A 4,219-nucleotide genomic window follows, 5' to 3' on the forward strand; every position below is an offset into this window, starting at 1 on the left:
GGCGTGGAGGGCAGGGGGCGGAGTCCCGCGAGGGTGGGCCGCTTTGCTGTGGGCAACGTATGTGTTGCTGGCGGGTGTCGCCCGCGCGGACGGGTGGCGCGTGGAATACGACGCGCCAGTGCCGCTCTTCCTGGACCGCAGCTACATCCTCGACTCGCCCAATCGCATCCGTCGTCAAGGGGCGCCCGACTCGCCCGAGACGCTCATCTTCGAAGCGAAGGTGGCGCCCAACCTCTTCTTGCCGCAGCTCCATCAAGGTGACTTCACCCAGCCCGGCGGCGAGTACTTCCTTTCGCTCATCATCACCCCGGGCGTGCAGCTCCGCATCATGGACACGGCGAGCGACCCGGTCATCCCGCCGTCCTTCATCGCGAAGGTGACGCTCCAGGTGGCGCACCTGCGGCCGTTGGCGAAGCCTCGGGCGGAGGGCGCGGCGGTGCGGGGCCTGGCGCTCGCGCTCAACGTCATCGCGGCGCATTATTCGAATGGGGAGTCCGGGTGCTTCTACAGCAACCAGACGCGCGGCGAATCCGGGTGCACGCCGTCGGAAGGACAACTGCCTCTGAACGAGGTGTCCGGCAGCTTCACCACGAACCTCGTCCGGACGGAGCTTCACGCGCGTCTGGCGTTTGACGTGGAGCCGGACCTGCGCAACGCATGGCTGGTAGGCGGATTCGCTGCCTTGGAGCTGAACACGTCCATTGGCCCTGGCCGCATCACCCGCTCTCAGCGCGTCGTGTATGGCGATGGGCATTGGGCGGCGGGTGTCATGGGCCAGCGCACGTGGAGCAACCACCGCTTCCCGTTGGAAGTGTCCGTGTCGCAGCCTTTCGGAGAGACGCCCGCGCAGCGGGCCACGTGGAAGGCTGAATTCGGCGCCTATCCCTGGTGGGGCGCGGGCTTCGGCGTCTTCGCGCGGTACGTGAAGGGGCAGGACTATTACAACATCTTGTTCCTGGAGCCCGTGGCGCTGTGGCAGTTCGGGCTCGCCTTTGAACTCAACCCCGGCGCGCGACTGCGGGCGGCCGAGGAAGGTCGGCCGCCCGGATTCCCATGAGTCGCGAGGGTGCCCCCATCAGGGCAGGCGCGCGTCGAGCCACGTCAGGTGCGCGTCGACAGTCTCCGCCACCGCCTGCGCCTGGTCCGACGCGCTGGGGTCCGAGTAGGGATTGCCAATCTCCTTGTGCTTCCACTTCACCCAGGTCTGCTTGTACCAACCCCAGTCGAGGTTCGTGCCCTTCGAAGGCGGGGTGCTGCCCGCGTAGCCGGAGAAGGCGCGGATGCCCGTGGCGGGAGCGACTTCCTGCCCCCCCACGACGTGGAAGATGTGGAGCCTGTTCCGGCGAGGGAACTGAGCCGTCAGATTCGTGGCCCACGCGCCATAGAAGGTGCCCCAGGGGCGCACGGGGTTGTTGATCTTGCTGTCGAAGGTCCCCAGCTCCCCCTGGCTGTTGCGGCACACGCCGTCAAACGACGACACGTAGATGTTGATGCCGTCCAGCGCAGTGTTCGCGCGGAGCGCTTGCGCCATGCGCATCATCAAGCAGCCACCGCGCGAGCTGCCCGCCAGGTAGATGGCGCGCGTCTCCGGCCGGACCTGCGCCTGGAGCCAGCCCGAGAAGCCATTCACGATGCGCTGCTTCGTGTCGCTGTCGAACAGGTGATCGAAGTTGGCGTCGTTGACGACGGACAGGTACGTCTTCCCGCTGGGAAACCACCCCAGGGCGCGCAGCTTCATGGCCAGCGAACGGCTGTCCAGGCTCACGTTGGGACAGGAGACGCCGTCACAGGACGCATCCCAGTTGGAGGACTGCCCGGTGACACCGCTGGAGTGGCCGCTGCTCGAAATCTTCTGGCCCGCGGACATGATGACCAGGGCCTCGCGCACGCCTGGCGCGTCGACCTCCGCGATGCGGATGTTGTGGAGCGCGCCGTCGAAAGCGCCCGCCGCGCGGAAGTGCTCGAAGCCCGCCGCCGCTTGAAAGGCGCCCGAGCCGTTCCTGTAGACGACGCGGCGGGATACCACCGTCTGGCTGCTGCCGTTGGGATACGTCAGCGCCTGGGCCTGGGCGTCCAGGGCGCTGTCGGGCTCGGGCGCGGACAGGTCCGGCTCCATGGGGCCCCCGCAGCCCGCGAGGGCACCTGTGAGCAGCAGCGCCAGATTCAACCTGGAGAAGACATGACGAGCGACGCGTTTGGTGCGGACCATGGTGTGCTCCGAGGGCGGATGGAGGTGCATCGGCACGTCCTGGACGCGCCCCCTGGGCCCAGGCCGAGCATGACGGGCGACGTTACACGGCCTTGCGGGCGGTTTCGTTCGTATCTCGCTTGAACCAGAAGGCTTCGCCCTCGTTCAGATAGAAGCCTGGTTCGTTCCCGTAGGCGGTATCGAGCAGGATATTGACGGGCACGTCTGACATTGGTGCGAAGCGCAGGCCCACGCCATCCGCGGGTTTGATGTCGCGAGCGTCGAAGTCGCGTGGGCCGCGTGCCACCGTCGCCGCGGAGACGAAGGCCACGCCGCCCAGGAGGAAGCTCGTCTCCGGCTGGGCGGCGGGCAGCACGAAGGGGACGATGCTGAAGCGCCCCTCCGGCGCCTCCTCGGCAGTGGCCACGAGCAGGACTCCGAGGACGGCCGTGACGAGCGGTGTCATGGCGGCGCCTCAGACGTTCTCGGAGAGCCAGTCGAACCTGCGCGCTTCCGCCAGCGCCGTGGACGCCGCCTGGCAGTGCAGGGGCGCTGCCTCTTCGTGAGTGAACATATTCAGGTGCTTGGGGCCCCGTAGCCCGAGCAGGAGGCCCGGGAGCGCATTCTCCGGGCGACCATCGTGTGCATTGGCCGGGATGGGCTCGATGCGACGGGTATCCGGGAGATTGCGCGCGAGGCGCAGGTGAACAGCGCGGCCATCAGCTACTACTTCCGGAGCAAGGAGAAGCTGGTGGCGCTGGCGCTGGAGCAGACGCTGGACCAGTCCTTCGGGAACGTCCTGGAGGACTTTGATCGGTTCCGGCTGGAGGGCCAGGGCATTCGCGAGGCGTTCGAGACGCTGCTCGAGGATTTGATGAGCAACTCGCTGCGCTACCCGTACATCGCGCACGCGCACTTCCACGACGCGCTGGCCCATCAGCGCTACGACAGCACCGCCATCCAGCGCCTCAATGCGTTCCTGGCCGAACTGGCCGGGCGGCTGGCTCCGGGGGCGCCGCACCTTCCGGAGAATCGGCTGCGGATGGCGCTGACCCAGGTCTGGGCCTCCATGAGCCTGCTGTCGATGATGCCCCGGCTGTTCGACCAGTTCATCCTGCTCGACTTCGGCACGCTCGACACACGGAGAGCCTGGGTCCAGCAGGCGTCACGGCTCCTCTTCGCTCCCTGACCGCCCGTGCCCAGTGGCGGCGAATTGGCAGGGCCGCGTCGGCGCGCTTGCGATAGAGGCCGCGCCGCCTGGGCGCCTCCCAGGCGGCGCACTGTCCGAGGGAGGGCCGTAAGGCCCCTCTGTACCGCGACTGCCCCGGACGCCGCTGGCACAGGCCGCCCGACGCCAGCAGGGCCGCGACGGCGGCCAGCATCAGCAGGTGCTCATCCTGCGCCGGCCCTCTGGCCGCCACGTCCCCGCCGACCAGCACTACAGCTGCGGAGCGGACGCCTGGTCTGGACGCCGTGTCCCAGTGAACGTCCTTCGTCCGCGAAAATACGGACGAAGGTGGTCAACGCAGCGGGTTGACAGGAGACGCGGTGGTGGTAGAAGCCGCGTCCTCGACGAAGAAGCCCGGCGGAAAGGGCGGAAGCGTCGAGGGGGCAGCGAAAAGCAGTGGTTGACAGGGAGGGCGGCGAAGCGGTAGAAACCGCGCCCCTCCGGAAGAAAGCAGCGGAAGCCACTGGGCGGCGCTGAAGACTCCGGAAGCCAGCAGGACGGCGAAAACAGCAGCTTGACAGTAGACGCCGGACTGAAATAGAAGCTGACGCCCCGCCGGACGAAAAGACGGCGAGGCAGCAACGAAGAAGACGGTAGCAGGAAGTCGCTGGTGGCACAAGCGACTCGGTCTTTGAAAACCAAATAGCAAGCCCAAGAAGAAGCTAGATTGCGGAAGCCGCAGTCAATTTCTTAAGACGGTGCCAGCCAGGTCGCGCTGAGAAGCGCAGCCGGCAGCACTGGAAACGAATCAGCGAGTTTCAGGTTCCTTAGCCGGACCTGAGGCTGACGCCGGTTCAAATCTT

General features: G+C 67.1%; 4 protein-coding genes. 2 read left to right on the forward strand and 2 right to left on the reverse strand.

All coding sequences use genetic code 11. From position 1 onward, the window contains the following. Nucleotides 1-1,057, forward strand: a 1,057-nt coding sequence (locus HV826_RS35990; protein WP_255217590.1) for a hypothetical protein, incomplete at its 5' end; no start/stop codon positions are given. Nucleotides 1,058-1,075: 18 nt separating this feature from the next. Here HV826_RS35990 and HV826_RS35995 read toward each other — a convergent pair. Both HV826_RS35995 and HV826_RS36000 read right to left on the reverse strand, forming a co-directional pair. Beyond that, on the reverse strand, nt 1,076-2,209 hold the full coding sequence (locus HV826_RS35995) for a hypothetical protein (protein ID WP_255208595.1): 1,134 nt from the start codon (nt 2,207-2,209) through the stop codon (nt 1,076-1,078). 82 nt (nt 2,210-2,291) lie between these two features. Beyond that, nucleotides 2,292-2,654 carry a hypothetical protein gene (locus tag HV826_RS36000; protein WP_255208594.1) on the reverse strand — a complete coding sequence of 121 codons (363 nt, stop codon included), beginning with the start codon at nt 2,652-2,654 and terminating at the stop codon, nt 2,292-2,294. Nucleotides 2,655-2,828: 174 nt separating this feature from the next. Between HV826_RS36000 and HV826_RS36005 the strand changes: the two genes are divergently transcribed. Beyond that, on the forward strand, nt 2,829-3,377 hold the full coding sequence (locus tag HV826_RS36005; RefSeq protein ID WP_407938463.1) for a TetR/AcrR family transcriptional regulator: 549 nt from the start codon (nt 2,829-2,831) through the stop codon (nt 3,375-3,377). The last annotated feature ends 842 nt before the right edge of the window (nt 3,378-4,219 follow it).

It is taken from the genome of Myxococcus sp. AM010 (assembly GCF_013372585.1).
GTDB lineage: Bacteria > Myxococcota > Myxococcia > Myxococcales > Myxococcaceae > Myxococcus > Myxococcus vastator.